This window comes from Gammaproteobacteria bacterium, assembly GCA_013001575.1.
Lineage (GTDB): Bacteria > Pseudomonadota > Gammaproteobacteria > Steroidobacterales > JABDMI01 > JABDMI01.
In genome coordinates, this window is the sequence record JABDMI010000041.1 from 1 (window position 1) to 18,575 (window position 18,575).

The window sequence follows — 18,575 nt, forward strand, 5'->3', positions numbered from 1 at the left end:
CTTTGTTGATACGGCGCGAGAAATCCGAGGTAGCGTTTGCGGCAGCCAAAGACATTTTGGAGCAGGTTGGATTGGGTCATCGATTAACGCATAAACCCGGGATGTTGTCGGGCGGCGAACGCCAACGCGCGGCAATTGCCAGAGCATTGGTCACCAAGCCGGCCTTATTGTTGGCCGATGAGCCCACTGGCAATCTGGATTCGGATACCGGTGAAGCGGTGATGCAATTATTGCTGGATCTGAAAAACACCATAGGTACCAGTATGGTGATCGTTACCCATGACATGCAAGTAGCCAGTAAAATGGATAACACTCTAAAGCTTGATCATGGGAAGCTTGAAAGTTTGTAAACGATTAACCGGCATCAAAACAACCGACATCAGGTGATTTTTGTAAGTTTAAACGCAATCACTATTTATTATGGACTATTGTTTTGCATCAACAATTTCATGGTTTTACGATTTTGACTAATGCTAAGACCTTAAATTAAACAACCGACCTCATGTCGGTGAATAAAACTGTTAGCTACACTTACTGATATGGAATATTTTAAAGTCAGAAAAATACATTCGATTCCTGCTTTCGCTGGAGCGTTATTTGCTGGTGCATTTTCAATGGGTTTAATAGTAGTTTTAACTGCATCGGACTCTACATTTGGCGAGAAAATAATTTTAGTCTTAACATTTCCTTTGTTCTCTATATTGCTTGCTCACATAGTTGCCTTGCTTTTTTTTCCAACCTTTTTCGTTCTAAATAAATTTAGTAAATTGTCAGGGCTATCGTTAAGTTTTTTTGGCTTGATAGCTGGTTTTGTTTTAAGTTACTTAGTGGTAAAAAATGGTGCACCATATTCTGATTGGCCAGTATATTCATATGCATTTGGTGGATTATTTGGTGGTTATGCAGCATTTAGAATTTTGAAAGCCAATTATCGGCGTGATATTGGTATAGCTAACAAGTCACTTAAATCGGACGCCGCACGCGGCGCCGTTTAGTTCAAACGTTAAAAGGTATACAAATATCATGACCGACACCAGCCACCACGACGAACGTATTGCAAAAATGACTTTTTCATCCGTGTACCTGCACTATGTTACTAAAGTGGAAAAAAAGGGTAAAACTAAAAAAGAATTACATCAGGTCATTAAATGGTTAACGGGCTATACTGAAAAAAAACTGGAAAAGCTCATTAAAGATGAAGTGACTTTTGAAGAATTCTTCAAAAAAGCCAAACTCAATTCGAATGCCAAACTCATCAAAGGTGTGATCTGCGGTTATCGGGTTGAGGAGATCACCAATAAACTCACTCAGCAAGTGAGGTACCTCGATAAACTTGTGGATGAGCTGGCGCGTGGCAAAAAGATGGAGAATATTTTAAGAAGCAAGTGAGTGCTCTCCGTTGGGTCCATAATTTTCCCTTGTCAGAATAATCCGACAAACTCTTAAGCGACGCCTACAAATCGCTTTCGCTATAGTACACCCATCGACAAGAAGTCGATTGCAATATTCACTTACAAGGAGACAGGTATGTCACGTAAAAAACTTTTGGTACTAGCCACTTTATTTTTCTCAATGTTCGGTTTTGGTAGCCTGCAGGCTGCACCCGTCGATATCAATTCAGCGGATGCGCCAACCCTGGCGGCTTCATTGAACGGTGTTGGACTTAAAAAAGCCGCTGCGATTGTGGATTTCCGCGATCAGAACGGTGATTTTAAAGCTATTAATGACCTTGCCCGGGTTAAAGGCATTGGTGAACGCACGGTCATGAAAAACCGTGAAGACATCGCTTTGAACGCCGAGCAATTGAAAAAAATGCGTACTGCTACACCAGCACTCAAGGTCACCAAAACGCAAAAGACCGCTGGAAAGTAATCGCTACATTAAAAGCTATCACAATACTGCTTACGGATAAGCAGGGTGATACCCATCAAGGACGATGCACCATGGACGGTTTGCTCAGGACGAGCGCGCAAGACAGCCCACTTCGGTGGGCTTTTTGCATTTATTCTTATCACTATCTTGAACATTGAAATTGCAGTATGCTGGATCCATGCAAGCGTCTTTCTGGCTCAACAAGTGGCAACAACATGAGATCGGTTTTCACCAGGATGACTATCATCCGGCGCTAGTAAAGCATTTTCCGAAACTGGAATCCGGGGCCAAGATACTCGTGCCCTTGTGCGGCAAATCCAAAGACATGCTGTGGCTGGAAGCGCAAGGCTATCAGGTGGTCGGGATTGAATTGGCAGAATCCGCGGTATGCGATTTTTTTAGTGAGCACGGGTTGAATTTCACCCGCACCGAGCAGGGTGAGACCATTCATTATCAATGCACTGAAAAAAACATTTTGCTTATCGTGGGTGACTTTCTTGCACTGGATGAGAGCATATTGTCAGCCAATTCCTTTGACGCCTTATACGATCGTGCGGCCCTGGTTGCCTTACCCGCCGAGATGCGTACAGCCTATGCACAACAATGTCATGCCCTGCTTAAACACGAAGCAAAGATCATGTTGATCAATTTCAATTATGACCAGTCGGCCATGCAGGGCCCGCCGTTCTCGATCGATAGGGCGGAGATCGAAGCACTCTGGCATGGCCGGCTTAGCTTAATTGAGTCGTTCAGTATGTTGCGCGAGCGCTCAAAATTCATGGATAAGGGGCTGGCGTACATGAATGAAGAAACCTGGCTGACCTGACGTCAGCATGCTGTACTGAGCATCGCGTTCTTGTTAATAGTGCGTAGAGCCAGTAAGGTGTTGAACAATAATTTTTACTGAAATTACTAAAATTACTGATTGGGGAGTTTGCGATGGAAAATATTAATTTGGCTTTTTTACTGGTACTGATCGCTTTATTACAGTATTTGTGGTTTTCTTCCAAGGTGGGTTTAAAACGCGGTGAATACGGCGTTAAAGCGCCCGCCACCATTGGCAACGAAAGTTGGGAGCGCTTGTACCGGGTTCAACAAAACACACTGGAACAAATGATCATTTTTATTCCGGCGGTTTTGGCCTTTGCCTTTTATTCTGGCATTTGGGCCATGATCCCGGGCGGTTTGTATTTGATCGGCCGTCAGGTGTATTCCATGGGGTATCTGAAAGACCCGTCTAAACGCGGACCCGGCATGCTGATGACCTTGATCGCGAATGTGGTCCTGATCCTTGGCGCTTTGGTTGGAGTGATCAAGGCACTGGTTTAGCCAAACAGTTACTCAGAACGCAAGGCGTCGATGGGATTCAATTGCGCCGCGCGTCTGGCCGGGAAAAATCCAAAAAAGATTCCAATTATCGCGGCGGCGCTGAGTGAGACCAGAGCGATACTGCTGGTAATGGTGACCGGAAAGTCACCGAGTTCCGCGGCCAGGTTGGCGGCTCCAACCCCCAATACCGAACCGATCAATCCCCCGATCAAACACAAGGCGATGGCCTCGGTCAGAAACTGGCCGAGGATGTCATTCTTTCTGGCCCCTACGGCCATGCGTAAGCCAATTTCGCGGGTTCTTTCGGTCACGGATACCAGCATGATATTCATCACACCCACACCACCCACGATCAAAGAGACCGCCGCGGTAAAGGCCAACAAGATGCCCATGGTCGCCTGGGTACTGGAACGCGCGCGAATAAAATCGGCCACGTTATACACCCGAAAATTGTCACTGCCACCTGGTTTGATCCGGCGTAATTCACGTAAACGTTCTTCGAGTATATTTTGGGTTTCAGCCATGTCATAACCCGAGCGTACCGAAACCTCGATACGTTCAATGTGTTTTGGTGTGGTCGGGTGCGCCCCGATCACACGATTACGCGCGGTGTTAAGCGGGATAATAACAATGTCATCACGATCGCCGCCCCAACTGGATTGACCTTTTTTATTCAAGACGCCAATAACCCGTAACGGTACATTGTTTGCGCGTAAAGATTGCCCAATCGGATTCGTGCCTTCAAACAGGGTGTCGGCCGTGGTTTGCCCAATCACCGCGACTGCCGCACCGGAGCGTACATCTTTGGCATTGAATATCTCGCCTTGCGATACCCCCCAGGCCTGAGCGATAAAATAGTCGGTGTTCACGCCATAGATCGAACTTGTCCAGTTCACGTCACCGGCGACCAGGGTGCCAGAGCCACTGTTTCTTGCCCCGACGGCGTTGGCATAAGGCTCATTCTTTAAGGCCTCGAGCAGTTTGTCGTTAAAAGGCGGAGCACTGTTGGCGGTAGAACGACCACCCCGACGGGAAGCACCCGGGCGTGCGGTGAGGATCGATGCCCCAAGTGCAGAGATCTGTTCGTCCACCTGTTTGGCCGCGCCCTGACTGATCGACATCATGGCCATAACCGATGCAACCCCGATCATGATCCCCAGCATGGTCAAGAATGAGCGCAGGGGATTGGCCAGAAGCGCTTCAAGAGCCGAACTTAGAGCTACACCTAATTTCATGCGATTACCTCTGTGGTTTATCGATTATCCAATTCAATTTGGCCGTCACGAAAATGCAATTGGCGTTGTGCATAGGCGGCCACTTCATCTTCGTGGGTGACAATAATGACTGTGGTGCCTTGCGAATTGAGGTCAACGAGTAAGTTCATGATCTCTACCGAGGTCTTGGTGTCTAAAGCACCGGTCGGTTCGTCCGCTAAAATGATCGAGGGCTTGCAAGCCAGGGCGCGTGCAATAGCCACACGCTGTTGTTGGCCACCGGATAATTGCGTGGGTTTGTGATCCATGCGGTCGCCAAGGCCAACCAGCTGCAAACACTCTTGGGCTCTGGCATTGTGGTCACTGGAATTATGCCGCGAATAGCGTAATGGCAGTTTGACATTTTTCAATGCCGTTGCTCGCGAGAGCAGATTGAATTGTTGAAACACAAACCCGATGGTTTCATTGCGAAGGTCAGCCAGCTGGTCACCACTCAAAGAAGAAACGTTCTGCTCCTTAAAGTAGATCTCGCCATTACTGGGTGTGTCCAGAGCGCCCAATAAATTCATCAAGGTGGATTTGCCAGAACCGGAAGGACCCATGATGGCGGTCATTTCACCTTGTTTAAACTCCACACTGACATTGTTGAGTGCATGAACCTGTTGTTCACCCATTTGGTAAATTTTACTGACCTTGTCACAACGAATTAACGAAGAAGCGCTCATAGAATTAGTTTCTACTCTCCTGTAACTGCTTTGATCACACGAGAAACAAACACATCGCCTTCTTCGGCACCTCGGCGAATCTCGACATAGCTGCCATCCGATAATCCGATGGCAATGGATCTTTTGCTCAGCGTGCCATCCGGGTTCTCGCTGTACACCTCAATCCGCCGCACACTGCTTCGGGCATTTTGCAGTTTTTCGAATAGTTTGAATTCTTCGGGGCTTAGGCTCTTTTTCAGTATTTTATTCGTTCGCGCACGCATCATTTGTCGCATGCGGTTGCGATCAAAAGTTGCCATAGCATTGCCCGACATCGACGACCAAAACTCGCGCATGTCATCACTGAGCTCATGTTCGATGGCGGCCTGACGTTCCGGGTCCAGGTTCATGCCTTCAAACATCTGGCTAAAGTTACGTCCGGCATTAGGACCTTGCCGGCCAGCTCCTGGCCCGCCACGATCTTCAGTGTTGCCGTCTATGACCTGTGGTCCATTGCTGGTGGGTTTAAAGCGTACGGCGGTATCGGCGATGCGTAATACGTCTTGGCGTTTTTCCGCAGTAATCTCGACATTGGCGGTCATGCCCGGGAGTAAGCGACTACGCCGGTTCTCTGCCGCGATGACAACCGTGTAAGTCACCACGTTTTGCAATTCTTTCGCCGCAAGGCGTACTTGTTCGACCACGCCGCTGAATTTGTCATCCGGGTAGGCATCCACATCAAAAGTTACCGTGTCACCTTCATCAATACCGCCAATATCGGCCTCCACCACATCGGCATCAATGCGGATCTCTTGCAAGTCTTTGGCAATGCGAAACAAGACCGGGGCTGACAAAGACGCTGCAACGGTTTGTCCAACGTCCACATTACGTTCGATGACCACGCCATCGATCGGCGAGCGGATGATGGTGCGTTCCAGATCCACCTTGGCAGATTCCAAAGATGCCAGGCGCTGTGCCAAACTGGCTTGCACGGTGCGTAACTGTGCCTTGCTGACATTGAGATCAGATTGCCCGACGGTTAATTGTCTTTCCGCATCTTCCAGCGCCGAGCTTGGAATGAGTTTTTGTGCATAAAGTTCTTGTTGGCGAGCGTACTCTTTTCTGTACAAAGCAAGATTTGCTTCAGCACGTTCGATCTGGGCTTTTTGCACGTCAATATTGGCCCGTGCACTACGCACGTCGGCTTCGGCCGATGTAACGCGTGACTCAAAGGATTGCGGGTCCAGTCTTGCAATGATCTGGTTCTTGCTGACAACCGAATTAAAGTCGGCATTCAATTCAGTGATCTGGCCGGATACCTGTGAGCCGACTTCAACTGTGGTCAAGGCGCGTACCGTACCGGATGCCGATACCAGTCTTGCCACATCTCCCCGTTCAACTTTGACGGTTTCAATGCTGTAGGCAGATGCGTCTGCTTGCGTGCTGGCGTCACGCAATGCAAAAAACCAGACTGATGCGGCAATAGCTGCAATTAATAATATGACTTTAATGGTTTTGTTCATGGGTAATCGGTTTTGGTCCATTACGTGAATGTAATCCTTGGGTAGCGGCAAATTATACTCGTAAGTGCTTATGACTTAACAAGTCTAAACAAGACTTAATAAAACTATTCAGATTTCAGACACAAAAAAGCCCACGAAACTTGCGTAACGCGGGCTTATCAATTTGGCTCCCCGGGCCGGACTCGAACCAGCGACCAAGAGATTAACAGTCTCCTGCTCTACCAACTGAGCTACCGAGGAATTGAGGGGCGAGATTTTGGACTATAGGCTGTCTGTCGTCAAGCATTGTTTACTGATATTTCAGGTTTTTTTGCGAATTGAGCGAATATGCCGCAATAATCAGGCTGCAAAAGCCTTGGCCATCCTGTCCAGCGCTTTTTCCAAAAGTTCGTCACTGGTGGCGTAAGACATTCTGAAGTGACCGGGTGCGCCAAACGCCGTGCCCGGAACCACCGCGACACCGGCCTTATCGAGCATGTGATCCGCCAGTTCCAGGTCATCTTTAAGCCCGAGCTTTTGAATCACGCCGTCCACATTCGGAAACGCGTAAAAAGTCCCTTGGGTGCTCAGACAATCAACCCCGTCCATGGCTTTCAAACCCGCGTAGACCAGTTCGTAACGACGCTTAAAATGGGTGACCATTTCACGCACCGGATCCTGACTACCGCTTAAAGCTTGCAAGGCGGCGTATTGCGCCACGGCTGCCGGGTTGGACGTGCTTTGACTCTGGATCTTTTTCATCGCATTGACCAAAGGTCGGCTACCGGCCAAATACCCGATGCGCCAGCCGGTCATGGCGTAGGCTTTGGAGACACCATTGACCACGATTACGCGGTCTTTCAGGTCAGGTGCGACCATTGCGATATTACTAAAAGCCGCTTCACTCCAGCTGATGTGTTCGTAAATATCGTCCGAGACAATGATTACTTGAGGGTGTTGGCGCAACACCACTGCCAGGGCGCGTAATTCATCTGCGCTGTAACTGACCGCGCAGGGATTGGACGGACTGTTGAGTATCAATAAGCGGGTTTTGTCGGTGATGGCAGCGGCAAGTTGCTCGGGAGTAATTTTGAATTCATCCGCCTGGGTGGTTTTAACGATCACCGGTGTGGCATCGGCCAATAACACCATGGCGGGGTAGGAAACCCAGTAGGGCGCTGGAATAATGACTTCATCACCACTGTTCAACAAGGCCTGACAAATGTTGTAGAGCGAATGCTTGGCCCCGGACGAGACCAGAATGTCATCCGCTTCATAAGACAAGCCATTATCGCTTTTGAATTTCTGCACAATCGCTTCACGCAATTCCAGAATGCCGTTTACGGCGGTGTATTTGCTCGCCCCAGTATGAATCGCATCAATCGCCGCGTTTTTGATGTGTTCGGGGGTGTCAAAATCGGGTTCACCGGTGCTCAGGGAGATAATGTCCTGACCAGCCTGTGACAGGCGGCGGGCTTTGTCGGCAATGGCAAGGGTGGCGGAGGGTTGTACGCGCTGTACGCGTTCAGACAGGTGTGGCTGGCTCATGAGTGTGTTTTTGATTATTGGGTTGCGTGGTTCTAATGGGTCGATTGGTTAAAACGGGATGGAATTATGGGTTTGCAAAAAGAGGTCTGACCTCGAATTTCGAGGGGTAGTATAATGGTCTATTGGCCTGAAATCAGGGAAATATGCAATCAGTGACGGATGTTTGACAGCATGAGCGAAATTTTACAATTCAATCCGAAAAAAACCTTCGAACTGGTCAGCAATTACCAGCCGGCCGGTGATCAGCCTAATGCGATCGCGGGCTTGATCGACGGGCTGGTATCGGGATTGGCCAAACAGACACTGCTTGGCGTGACCGGGTCGGGTAAGACTTTCACCATTGCCAATGTGATCCAGAAATTGCAACGCCCGACTCTGATCATGGCGCATAACAAAACCCTGGCGGCGCAATTGTATGGTGAGATGCGCGAGTATTTCCCGAATAATGCGGTGGAATATTTTGTGTCCTACTACGACTATTATCAACCCGAGGCCTATGTGGTTTCATCCGATACCTATATCGAAAAAGACGCGTCGGTGAATGCGCACATTGAACGCATGCGTTTATCGGCCACCAAGGCACTGATGCAACGGGAAGACGCCATTATCGTCGCGACCGTGTCGGCAATTTACGGTTTGGGTGATCCGGAACAATATTTAAAAATGGTCTTGCACCTCGATCGTGGAGAGCCCATCGAACAACGCGAGGTGTTGCGACGCCTGACCACTATGCAATACCGTCGCAATGAAGTGGAATTGGCTCCGGGTAATTTTCGCGTACGCGGCGATGTCATCGATGTATTCCCGGCGGAATCCGAACGCGAGGCGGTGCGGATAGAATTATTCGACGGCGAGATCGAGAATTTGAATGTGTTTGACCCCTTGACCGGCGAGATCCTTAAAAAGCTGCCACGCTACACCATCTTCCCCAAAACCCATTATGTGACACCCAAAGAGACCATGCAGAATGCGGTTAAACAGATCATGGCCGAATTGCGTGAGCGACTGAAGGAGTTACGCGAACAAAAAAAACTGGTGGAAGCGCAGCGTCTTGAGCAACGTACCTTGTTCGATATTGAAATGATCAATGAGCTGGGCTATTGCACCGGCATCGAAAACTATTCGCGGTATTTATCCGGGCGAAATCCGGGTGAACCTCCACCAACCCTGATCGACTATTTGCCGCAGGACGCGCTATTGGTCATTGATGAAAGCCATGTGTCGGTGCCGCAATTTGGTGGCATGTACAAAGGCGATCGCTCGCGAAAAGAGAATCTGGTCAATTTCGGTTTTCGCTTACCCTCGGCTCTGGACAATCGTCCTTTACGATTTGATGAGTTCGAACGTATCACGCCGCAAACCATCTATGTCTCGGCGACGCCACGGCAATACGAACTCGAAGGATCCGGTCAGGTGGTGGAGCAAGTGGTGAGGCCAACCGGTCTGGTCGATCCCGAGATCGAAGTACGGCCAGCTGGCAGCCAGGTGGATGACTGTTTGTCCGAGATCCGCAAACGCGTAGCTGCGAATGAGCGGGTCTTGATCACCACTTTGACCAAACGCATGTCAGAAGATCTGACCGAGTATTTGCACGAACACAATGTGCGGGTGCGGTATTTGCATTCGGACATTGTGACCGTGGAACGCTCGGAAATAATTCGCGACCTGCGGCTGGGTAAATTTGACGTGCTGGTCGGTATCAACCTGTTGCGCGAAGGCCTGGACATGCCCGAAGTCTCACTGGTGGCTATTTTTGACGCCGACAAAGAAGGTTTTTTGCGTTCCGAAGGCGCATTGATCCAGACCATTGGCCGCGCTGCCAGAAATCTTAATGGAAAAGCCATTTTGTACGCCGACAAGATCACCAAGTCGATGAAAAAAGCCATGGATGAAACCCTGCGGCGTCGGGAAAAACAATTGGCCTTCAATCTGGAAAACAATATCATTCCACAAAGTATTAACAAGCAGGTCACCGATATCATGGAAGGGGCGTATGACGACGGTGAAGACGAGTTCTTACAGGTCGCGGAAGGCGGTGAATCTTACGACGCCAATGATCCGAAAAAAGTCGTCAAACTGATCCACAAGCTAGAAAAAGACATGCACGAGCACGCTAAAAACCTGGAGTTTGAACACGCCGCCAAACTTCGTGACAAGATCCAGCGCTTGCGCCAGCAAAGCTTTGGTATTGAGTCGGTGCCGTTTCGACACAAGACCGCGCGTAAAAAGCGTTGAATATACCTGGCTTGTCTGAACGTTAGCCAGACACCTGTTCAGAGAAAATTCAGGCAGAGTATGTAACAATTGCGAGCGAAACCTGGTCGATGTAGATATAGTATTAACCTGTCAATGCACATAGCGAGGTACTGCCATGCATATATTGAAAACCTTGAGTAAATCTCTAATAACCGGAATATTCACGCTCACGGCGCTGTCAATTTTTGCCGGTGATGAAACCATGCCGGTAGTACAGGCAGATGCCCAAACCCGGGCGGTGTGGCAGGAGCATCAGGAAAAATTCCACTTTACTTCATTTTATAATTTGCACTCCTGTAACGGCATCGAATCAAAAGTCGAAACCATTTTGAGTGAACTAGGTGCGAAAGACGTGAAAGCGCGAGCCAGTGGATGTTTTGAGGCTAATGGTAATCTGGGCAAATCCTTGCGAGTGCGGGTTAGTTTTAAAACCTTGAGCACTTCCCCCGAAGCTGAAGGCGAAGCAGTTGCGGCAAGTTTCAGTGAAGTGCACATACGTCCTCGACATCCGCGCGGCACAGCTTTAGGCGACTGCCAGCTCATTACCGAAATTCAAGATGAATTGTTGCAATATTTCGAGCACGAGGTGATCAAGGAAAATCGTAAGTGTTTCCCTGGACAGCAATCCTTGGGCGATGTGGATTGGAAGCTCAAAGTATTAAAAGCCAAAGTGTGAAAAATCAAAACATAATAATCCAAAACATACTCCCTCTAAAACCCTGCATAAATTGCGGGGTTTTTTATTCGTAATATCTGGTTTTGCATGAGATACTTTGACTATATTGAACTCAAAGTATTTTAGCTAAAAATTTAAACCCGTATAGGCTCAAAAAATGACAGACAAAAGCGATACAGAACAAGAATACATTCCACCTAAAGTCTGGACCTGGGATACAGGAAGTGGTGGACGCTTTGCCAGTATAAATCGACCCGTTGCCGGAGCCACTCACAAGAAAGGGTTACCTGTTGGCAAACATCACTTGCAGCTTTATTCACTAGCAACCCCCAACGGGGTTAAAGTCACCATCATGCTGGAAGAGTTATTGGAAAAGGGCATAGAGGATGCTGAATACGATGCCTGGTTGATCAACATCATGGAAGGTGATCAGTTTGGCAGCGGGTTTGTTGAAATTAACCCGAACTCCAAAATTCCGGCACTCATGGATCATAGTTCAATTAAGCCAACCAGAGTCTTCGAATCCGGGTCCATTCTTTTATACCTGGCTGAAAAATTTGATGCCTTCCTGCCAAACGATCATCACGCCAGAACCGAATGTCTGTCCTGGTTATTTTGGCAAATGGGCAGTGGGCCCTTTCTGGGTGGAGGTTTTGGTCATTTTTATGCCTACGCACCTACAAAAATGCAGTATCCGATCGATCGGTTTGCCATGGAAGTCAAACGGCAATTGGATGTACTGGAGCAACATCTGGATAAAAATCAGTTTATGGCCGGTGATGAATACAGTATTGCCGATATGGCGATCTGGCCTTGGTACGGCGCGCTGGTTTTGGGATTGCTTTATGAGGCTGGTGAATTTCTGGATGTTGGATCGTATCAGCAGGTTAACCGCTGGACTGCCGAGATCAAAGCGCGTCCGGCAGTAAAACGCGGGGTAATGGTTAACAAGGCCTGGGGAGACAAGAGCACACAGTTACGTGAACGACACGCTGCCAATGATTTTAAAACCCGCACACAGGACAAGCTCGACCCCGACGAAAGTATTTAACGATTAACTCGGTAACAAAAAAGCCGATTAAAGTGTGCGTTGCTTTAATTCCCTCACCGTCTGGATAGCAATGTTTTGCAAGAATGCCGCATCTTTTTTATTGATCTTGCCAAAGTAGTCATAATCACTCCCAACCGGACTTTGTTGGTAAACGCTGGCGTAAACAACACAGGCTGCCAGATAAGTGCCTAGCAAGCTTGGGTGTGTTCCGTCAAAGATTTTATGCAGTTGTATATCAGGACGTTCGGCATAGGCGCGTTCGAAAGCGAGTCCAACCGGAATAAGCAGGGCGTTAATGTCCTTAGCGGTTTCAACATAAAGTTTTTCCACTTTACGGATCATTTCGGGATCGTAGCGTTTGTGGGGTTTCACATAAGCGTGGATCATGTATAAAGCCGTTTCACCACCTTTGGCGCGAATTTTCTGATCAAATTCCACGGCTTTTGCTTGAAATAAAGCCCTGCGCTCACTGGATAATGCATCCGAACTGCCACCTTGCAAAATAACTAGCTCGAACGGTTCCTGAATACCCAATTTTCCCGGTTCCAGATGACTGTCCAAGTTGTGATGGGACAAATTCGAACCACCGATGGTTGCCGATTTATATTTAAGTGTTTTACCCAACTCGGGATTCAAGTCACTGACAAGACGTTTGACATGATTGTGCAGGCTATCGTTGTAATACAAATAACTGTTTCCAAGAAAAAGAACCCGCCTTGGTGTGGTGTTGTTAAGTTTTTTTTTAATCTGCGGCTTGTTTGTAACAGACGAATCTGTTGCATTCACTTGGTAAGTTGCACATGCCGACGATCAGGCAAGTAATAGGAAAGTGATTAAGCCGATAAATGTACGTAGAAGTTCTTTTGTTGAGTTAATATAATTTTGCTCAGACCTTGAAGATGATATGGATATTTGTCAGGATCATTATGTTATTCTCATTCACTACGAGCATCATGTTTTACAGACTAATCCAGAAACATATTGTACAGTAGACCTATGCAGAATCTGAAAAATGACATGGACAGTAATACTTTACCCGGGCACCAATTGTATTATTTTGCCTCTTGTCCGTTTTGTATCAAAACATTGGTGGCCATGAAATGGATGGGGATTAAATTACCCTTGAAAAATATCAAGCGTGAACCGGCCATACGTGAAGAACTTATTGCCGGTGGCGGCAAAAAACAAGTCCCGTGTTTGCGTATTGAAGATACCGATGGTGTGCAGTGGATGTATGAGTCGAGTGATATTATCCGCTACCTGAAAAACGCTATTTCTGAAAACTAGGCTGCATGTTTCGGGGTGAATTCACTTAAAGCGGTACAAACTTATTCGCAGAGCACCAGTCTAAGCTATACATCTTCCATGCAAAAGGTGAATGCTATGACTCAACATAATTATCTGGTGGTTTCAGCCATTGTTTTTCTAAGTGTTGCCATTATCCATTTGGTTCGTATTTTGCAAAGCTTGCCGGTTATGGTCTCCGACTGGAGCTTGCCAATGGCTGTGTCTTGGTGCGGATTGGCAATTACGGGCTTTATGGCATATTGGGCGTATAGCTTATTAAGAAAGTCCTGAGGCCAGGTTCTGTTCCGGCAGAGAATCCTGCGCACATACTAATAACAACAATAAATTAATTACCGAAATGTTCTGCATGGCGGAGGCTTTCTGTGTATTATAGTGTACTAACACGTTAATACATTACATCAGAAAGCCGATGAAAAACCATTCCGATATTGAAGCCAAGCGACAGAGAAAAGCCACTAAAAGCATGTGTGATGCCTTTTTGATCATGCAGGAAAGAAAAGAAATTATGAGTCTTCTCAATGACTTATGCACACCTGCTGAACTCGAAGCCATTACCGATCGCTGGTGGGTGTTGCAATTATTACAAGAAAAAATGCCCTATCGCCAGATCAGTGAGCGTACGGGCGTGAGTGTCACAACCATTGGTCGGGTGGCACGTTATTGGCGCGAAGGTGCCGGTGGCTATCGCCTGGCTCTAAGCCGTCTCCAATCCAAAACGACATAAAACTATGACTAAACGACTCAAAATCGCCATTCAAAGCAAAGGCCGTCTGGCCGAAGAATCGCACAAATTACTCGAACAATGCGGCATCCGTTTTCGTCGCAGTAAAGACAAACTCTTTTGGTATGGAGAGAACTTTCCTCTGGATGTGATACGTCTGCGTGATGATGACATTCCCCAGGTTTTGAACGCTGGCGTGTGTGAGATTGGCATTGTGGGCGAGAATGTGGCTGCGGAAAATCGTCTGGAGCTGCAGAATCTGAATAAAACGGTAGCCTTTGAGTTATTACAAGGACTCGAATTTGGCCAATGCCGTTTATCCGTCGCCGCACCCGAAGGTGGAGAGATTCAAACGCTGTCAGACTTGGCCGGCAAAACCATAGCCACCTCGTATCCGTATATCCTGAACGACTTTTTAAAGCGTAATCAAGTGAACGCCAATGTGGTGGAACTCAAAGGCTCGGTGGAAATAGCCCCAAGTCTTGGCATCGCTGATGCCATCGCCGATCTGGTGTCCACCGGCAGTACTCTGGTTGCACACCGCTTGTCAGAACTTGACGTCATGTTGCAAAGTGAAGCGGGCTTGTATCAATCGAATTGTGAAAAAAGCGCAGAACAGCAAGAATTGATCGACCGCCTGTTGTTGCGTATCCGCAGTTATCAAAGCGCTAAAGCCAGTAAGTATGTGATGCTGCACGCCCCAAAAAGCAAAGTGGAAGAGATTACCGAGATCCTGCCGGGGGTGGAAACCCCGACCCTGATGGAACTCGAACACGATTCCGAACGGGTTGCTTTACACGCCGTGTGTAAAGAGGGCGTTTTTTGGAGTCACCTCGAAGAACTCAAACAAGCGGGTGCCAGCGCAATTCTGGTCTTGCCAGTCGAGAAAATGTTGGGCTGAGTATGGCATTTTCAATTTCAAACTGGAACACACTCGCGGCAGCCGATCAGAGAGCACTGTTGCAACGGCCAGTCAGCAAACAAAGCGACTTGCAAGCATCAGTCGCAGCGATCATCCGCGACGTGCGTGAGCAGGGCGATAAGGCCTTACTCGCTTACGCCAAACGCCTGGACGGTTTGCGATCGGCGACATTTACACTAGACACAAAACTCGTCAATTCGATTGCACAACAGATCGACCCGTCATTACGGCAGGCCATTGATGAGGCTTATGTGCGTATTCGCAGTTTCCACGAGCTGGCAAAACCGCAAGACTTTAGTCTTGAGACAGCGCCCGGCGTGACATGCGCAAGCCGTTATCGTGGCTACGAACAAATTGGCCTATACATACCAGGTGGCTCGGCTCCGTTAATATCGACGGTGTTGATGTTGGGTGTGCCGGCACAAATATCCGGTGTGGATAATATTTCACTTTGCACACCCTTGCAACAACACAATGAACTGCATCCCGGAATTGCGTATGCGGCCAGTAAATGCGGCGTAACTGCAATCTTTGCTCTGGGTGGTGCGCAGGCGATTGCTGCTATGGCTTATGGCACTGAGACAGTTCCGGGTTCGCAAAAGATCTTTGGTCCCGGAAATTCCTGGGTCACTGAAGCGAAACAACAAATTGCCTTTGATCCCCGGGGCGCGGCCATCGATATGCCGGCCGGACCCTCAGAAGTGCTGGTGATTGCCGATGCTCGGGCCAACCCGGATTTTGTGGCCATTGATCTGTTGTCTCAAGCGGAACACGGACCGGATTCTCAGGCGATCGTAATTTCAGACAGTCAAGCCTTACTCAACAATATCGACAAGGCGCTGGATAATGAAATAAAAATTTTAACCCGACAAGATATTCTGTCTGAATCCAAAAACAATATCCGCCTGATCCTGGTAGATAGCTTGCAACAAGCCTTAACAATTTCCAACGACTACGCTCCGGAACACCTGATCTTGCAATCTGAGAACGCCGAGACTTTAGCAGACAATGTAAAAAATGCCGGGTCGGTGTTTATCGGCGCCTGGGCGCCGGAATCTCTGGGGGATTACTGCAGTGGCACCAATCATGTGTTGCCCACCTACGGATTTGCGCGCTCGTATAATGGTTTGTCAACCATCGACTTTATGCAAAAGATCACTTTCCAGAAAGTCTCCCCACAAGGCATACAGAACATTGGCCCGTGCGCAATGAAACTGGCGCACGCGGAAGGCCTGGACGCGCACAAACGTGCGGTAGAAATTCGATTGAATGCACTTGCTGCAAAAACAGCCTCATGAATATTCAAAGCGTGATCAACATGGCACGCCCCGAGATTCGTGCCCTGAAATCTTACGACAATCTGCGCGGAACGTCGTCGGTCGAGGCCATCATTCTGGATTCAAACGAGAACATCGCGTCACCCGATGCAACACTCACAAAAGAGAAGCGTTTTCGTTACCCAGAGATACGGGCGCAACAATTGATCGAACGTCTGGCAGGTATCTATCAAGTTCGCGCCGAGCAGATCATGCTGGGGCGGGGCAGTGACGATGTGATCGACTCCCTGTGCCGGGTCTTTCTGCGCGCCGGGCAAGACGCGATATTGCAAACCACTCCGTGTTTTTCAATGTATTCGATCTCGGCGCAAATACAGGGCGCTGTAAGTAAAAGTGTCGCGCTCGATAGTGCAAACGACTTTGCCTACGACGTTGATGCTATCCTTAATGCCATTCGGCCTGAGGTCAAACTGATTTTTCTGGCCACCCCGCAAAGCCCCACGGGCAACAGTCTGGCGAAAAACGATGTCTTGAGATTACTTGACGCGAGTCAGGATCGTTGCGTGGTGGTGATCGATGAGGCCTATATTGAGTTCAGTCCTCATGCTTCGATGGCGAGTTTGCTGGACAAATATCCCAATCTGATTATCATGCGCACCTTGTCCAAAGCCTATGGTCTGGCTAACCTGCGTTGTGGTGCGATGCTCGCACACCCTGATGTGGTCAAGTTGGTGCGTAAAGTGGTCACTCCGTATGCGCTACCGGGCATTGTGGTCGATACGACGTACGCTGCCTTGGAACCGGAAAATCTCGAGGCAATCCGGCAGATCAACGCCAGTATGCCGAAAAGAAAACAGGCATTGCAGGCACTGGTGTATAAGCAAGCGTGGTGTCAGGGCATTGTGTCCGGAGACACTAATTTTATTTTAGTAAAAACCGATAAGGCCCAAGCATTGAATGAGTTTTTAGAAACTCAACAGATTTACATTCGTTCGTTTTCACCAAGCTCTGAACTGGGTGATTATTTGCGCTTTTCCGTCGGCAATTTTGCCGAGATTGATACTTTACAACAGGCATTCGAGCAATTTGCCAACAGGAATTTTTGAATGGCCAGGAAAAAATATTTATTTGTGGATCGCGACGGTACCTTGATCACAGAACCGGAAGATTATCAGGTCGATAGTCTCGCCAAGTTGCGCATCGAGCCGGGAGCAATTTCGGCCATGCGTGTCTTTAAACAAGCCGGTTTTGAACTGGTTATGGTCACCAACCAGGACGGTCTGGGAACTGATGCTTTTCCGCAAGCCGATTTTGATGCCCCGCATAATATGATGTTGCAAATTTTCGCAACCGAAGGCGTACACTTTGATGCGATCCATATTGATCCGCACACGGCAGATTCCAATGCCTTCACCCGCAAACCCAATCCCGGCATGTTAATGGCGTATTTGCAATCCGGTGACATGGATATGCAAAACTCTTATGTGATTGGCGACCGCGATTCCGACATCGAGCTGGCAAAGCGCATGGGGATCAGCGGTATTTTGTACGGCCAATTCAATCCCGAAGTGAAGGGCTTATCCTGGTCAGAGATCGTTGCGACATTGCTGACCAAGCCACGTGTGGCCAGCATTGAACGCAAGACTAACGAGACCTTGATCTCGGCAACCGTCAATCTGGACAGTTCGGGTAACAATTCCATTCAGACCGGAATCGGGTTTTTTGATCACATGCTTGATCAACTGGCCTTACACGGCGGTTTTCAACTGGATCTGAAAGCCGAGGGCGATCTTTACATCGATGAGCATCACACCGTCGAAGATTGTGCGATCGTCATCGGTCAGGCCATGCGTCAGGCGCTTGGCAACAAGCGCAGTATCGGACGTTACGGTTTTGTCTTACCCATGGATGAGTCTCTTGCCACAACCGCCATCGATCTGTCGGGACGGCCGGTGTGTGTGATCAAGGATGCCTTTACCCTGGATAAAGTGGGTGAACTGTCTATTGAGATGGTGCGTCATTTTGTGCAAACCCTGGCGGTTAATCTGGCCGCGGCCATCCACGTGGAGGTTGAGGGCGAGAATCACCATCACATGGTGGAGGGAATATTCAAATCACTGGGGCGGTCGCTGCGACAGGCGATCAGCAAGCAACAACAAAGCGTGACCTCGTCAAAAGGCTTATTGGAATAATCC

The 18,575-nt window shown here is 48.4% G+C and carries 21 protein-coding genes and 1 tRNA gene; 16 read left to right on the forward strand and 6 right to left on the reverse strand.

Annotated features, from left to right (window positions below):
• The 6 genes from HKN88_03845 to HKN88_03870 all read left to right on the forward strand — a co-directional run.
• On the forward strand, positions 1–350 hold a 350-nt coding region (locus HKN88_03845; protein ID NNC97186.1), incomplete at its 5' end, for an ATP-binding cassette domain-containing protein.
• Between the two features lie 189 nt (positions 351–539).
• Complete coding sequence (locus HKN88_03850; protein NNC97187.1) at positions 540–995, forward strand: hypothetical protein; 456 nt, start codon at positions 540–542, stop codon at positions 993–995.
• A gap of 28 nt (positions 996–1,023) precedes the next feature.
• Positions 1,024–1,389, forward strand: a complete 366-nt coding sequence (locus HKN88_03855; GenBank protein ID NNC97188.1) for a DUF2200 domain-containing protein — start codon at positions 1,024–1,026, stop codon at positions 1,387–1,389.
• Between the two features lie 138 nt (positions 1,390–1,527).
• Positions 1,528–1,872 carry a hypothetical protein gene (locus HKN88_03860; protein NNC97189.1) on the forward strand — a complete coding sequence of 115 codons (345 nt, stop codon included), beginning with the start codon at positions 1,528–1,530 and terminating at the stop codon, positions 1,870–1,872.
• A 178-nt stretch (positions 1,873–2,050) separates the two neighbouring features.
• Positions 2,051–2,698, forward strand: a complete 648-nt coding sequence (gene tmpT, locus HKN88_03865; protein NNC97190.1) for a thiopurine S-methyltransferase — start codon at positions 2,051–2,053, stop codon at positions 2,696–2,698.
• Between the two features lie 122 nt (positions 2,699–2,820).
• A complete protein-coding gene (locus HKN88_03870; GenBank protein ID NNC97191.1) occupies positions 2,821–3,201 on the forward strand; it encodes an MAPEG family protein in 381 nt (126 codons plus the stop codon).
• An 8-nt stretch (positions 3,202–3,209) separates the two neighbouring features.
• Here the strand turns inward: HKN88_03870 and HKN88_03875 are convergent, their stop codons facing one another.
• The 5 genes from HKN88_03875 to HKN88_03895 all read right to left on the reverse strand — a co-directional run bounded on the left by HKN88_03875 (position 3,210) and on the right by HKN88_03895 (position 8,169).
• Entirely contained in the window at positions 3,210–4,436 is a 1,227-nt protein-coding gene (locus HKN88_03875; protein NNC97192.1) for an FtsX-like permease family protein, read from the reverse strand.
• A gap of 17 nt (positions 4,437–4,453) precedes the next feature.
• The gene (locus tag HKN88_03880) at positions 4,454–5,140 is read right to left on the reverse strand and encodes an ABC transporter ATP-binding protein (protein ID NNC97193.1); all 687 of its coding nucleotides are present in this window, start codon (positions 5,138–5,140) and stop codon (positions 4,454–4,456) included.
• An 11-nt stretch (positions 5,141–5,151) separates the two neighbouring features.
• Entirely contained in the window at positions 5,152–6,642 is a 1,491-nt protein-coding gene (locus tag HKN88_03885) for an HlyD family efflux transporter periplasmic adaptor subunit (protein NNC97194.1), read from the reverse strand.
• Between the two features lie 164 nt (positions 6,643–6,806).
• Positions 6,807–6,882: transfer RNA gene (locus HKN88_03890), tRNA-Asn, on the reverse strand.
• A gap of 99 nt (positions 6,883–6,981) precedes the next feature.
• Entirely contained in the window at positions 6,982–8,169 is a 1,188-nt protein-coding gene (locus tag HKN88_03895) for a pyridoxal phosphate-dependent aminotransferase (GenBank protein NNC97195.1), read from the reverse strand.
• A 171-nt stretch (positions 8,170–8,340) separates the two neighbouring features.
• Between HKN88_03895 and uvrB the strand changes: the two genes are divergently transcribed.
• The 3 genes from uvrB to yghU all read left to right on the forward strand — a co-directional run bounded on the left by uvrB (position 8,341) and on the right by yghU (position 12,152).
• Entirely contained in the window at positions 8,341–10,404 is a 2,064-nt protein-coding gene (gene uvrB / locus HKN88_03900) for an excinuclease ABC subunit UvrB (protein NNC97196.1), read from the forward strand.
• A 136-nt stretch (positions 10,405–10,540) separates the two neighbouring features.
• The gene (locus HKN88_03905) at positions 10,541–11,101 is read left to right on the forward strand and encodes a hypothetical protein (GenBank protein NNC97197.1); all 561 of its coding nucleotides are present in this window, start codon (positions 10,541–10,543) and stop codon (positions 11,099–11,101) included.
• Positions 11,102–11,258: 157 nt separating this feature from the next.
• Positions 11,259–12,152: a glutathione-dependent disulfide-bond oxidoreductase gene (gene yghU / locus HKN88_03910; GenBank protein ID NNC97198.1), complete on the forward strand. Its 894-nt coding sequence runs from the start codon at positions 11,259–11,261 to the stop codon at positions 12,150–12,152.
• Positions 12,153–12,179: 27 nt separating this feature from the next.
• On the opposite strand, the gene HKN88_03915 is transcribed toward yghU, so the two are convergent.
• Positions 12,180–12,839: a hypothetical protein gene (locus HKN88_03915; protein ID NNC97199.1), complete on the reverse strand. Its 660-nt coding sequence runs from the start codon at positions 12,837–12,839 to the stop codon at positions 12,180–12,182.
• A gap of 330 nt (positions 12,840–13,169) precedes the next feature.
• Between HKN88_03915 and HKN88_03920 the strand changes: the two genes are divergently transcribed.
• The 7 genes from HKN88_03920 to hisB all read left to right on the forward strand — a co-directional run bounded on the left by HKN88_03920 (position 13,170) and on the right by hisB (position 18,572).
• Positions 13,170–13,439: a glutaredoxin gene (locus tag HKN88_03920; protein NNC97200.1), complete on the forward strand. Its 270-nt coding sequence runs from the start codon at positions 13,170–13,172 to the stop codon at positions 13,437–13,439.
• Between the two features lie 96 nt (positions 13,440–13,535).
• The gene (locus HKN88_03925; protein ID NNC97201.1) at positions 13,536–13,730 is read left to right on the forward strand and encodes a hypothetical protein; all 195 of its coding nucleotides are present in this window, start codon (positions 13,536–13,538) and stop codon (positions 13,728–13,730) included.
• 139 nt (positions 13,731–13,869) lie between these two features.
• Entirely contained in the window at positions 13,870–14,184 is a 315-nt protein-coding gene (locus HKN88_03930; protein ID NNC97202.1) for a DNA-binding transcriptional regulator, read from the forward strand.
• A gap of 4 nt (positions 14,185–14,188) precedes the next feature.
• Positions 14,189–15,082 carry an ATP phosphoribosyltransferase gene (locus tag HKN88_03935; GenBank protein NNC97203.1) on the forward strand — a complete coding sequence of 298 codons (894 nt, stop codon included), beginning with the start codon at positions 14,189–14,191 and terminating at the stop codon, positions 15,080–15,082.
• A 2-nt stretch (positions 15,083–15,084) separates the two neighbouring features.
• Positions 15,085–16,401: a histidinol dehydrogenase gene (hisD, locus tag HKN88_03940; protein NNC97204.1), complete on the forward strand. Its 1,317-nt coding sequence runs from the start codon at positions 15,085–15,087 to the stop codon at positions 16,399–16,401.
• The gene (gene hisC, locus HKN88_03945) at positions 16,398–17,486 is read left to right on the forward strand and encodes a histidinol-phosphate transaminase (protein ID NNC97205.1); all 1,089 of its coding nucleotides are present in this window, start codon (positions 16,398–16,400) and stop codon (positions 17,484–17,486) included. The genes hisD and hisC overlap by 4 nt, the downstream gene beginning before the upstream one ends.
• Positions 17,487–18,572 carry a bifunctional histidinol-phosphatase/imidazoleglycerol-phosphate dehydratase HisB gene (gene hisB, locus HKN88_03950; protein ID NNC97206.1) on the forward strand — a complete coding sequence of 362 codons (1,086 nt, stop codon included), beginning with the start codon at positions 17,487–17,489 and terminating at the stop codon, positions 18,570–18,572.
• Positions 18,573–18,575 lie beyond the last annotated feature (3 nt).